The organism is Bacillus zhangzhouensis, assembly GCF_000715205.1.
GTDB classification, from domain to species: domain Bacteria; phylum Bacillota; class Bacilli; order Bacillales; family Bacillaceae; genus Bacillus; species Bacillus zhangzhouensis.
Window position 1 is genome coordinate 1 of sequence record NZ_JOTP01000093.1, and the last position, 420, is coordinate 420.

Genomic DNA, 420 nt, shown 5'->3' on the forward strand with positions numbered 1-420 from the left:
TTGTCTCGGCCTTGCCATCCCCTCACCTCCTTCCGAATTTTCATTTAGGGAATTTTTCAAAATGTTGAGGGAGACGCGGTCTACGGTAAATCGTTTCTAGGGATTTAAGGTAGGGGGGCTTCTATTTCCCGCCTTAGTTGATCCATGTCTTTTTGACAATCCATTTGCGCTTCTTTGATTTTCTTTTTATACATCTCGAGTAACTTCTCTGATCTCGCACTCCGAAGGACAACGAACAGTTTTCTGAGCCTGCTTTGCTTACGTCTGATCACTTCGTTTGTAAAGTAAGATGTGTATTCAGTTAGACATCTAGGACATTTAATATAATGTCTCTTCACTCCATCCCCCAACTTCTCAATCTTTGAGTTACCTTGGATAAAAAGAGAGATGCCGCATTGATCACACACGCATGTTTGATTA

General features: G+C 41.4%; 1 protein-coding gene. It reads right to left on the reverse strand.

Features of this window, described 5'->3' with window-relative positions; translation table 11 throughout:
- Positions 1-104: 104 nt before the first annotated feature.
- Positions 105-420, reverse strand: a 316-nt coding sequence (locus tag BA70_RS20480) for a transglycosylase (RefSeq protein ID WP_078061780.1), incomplete at its 5' end; no start/stop codon positions are given.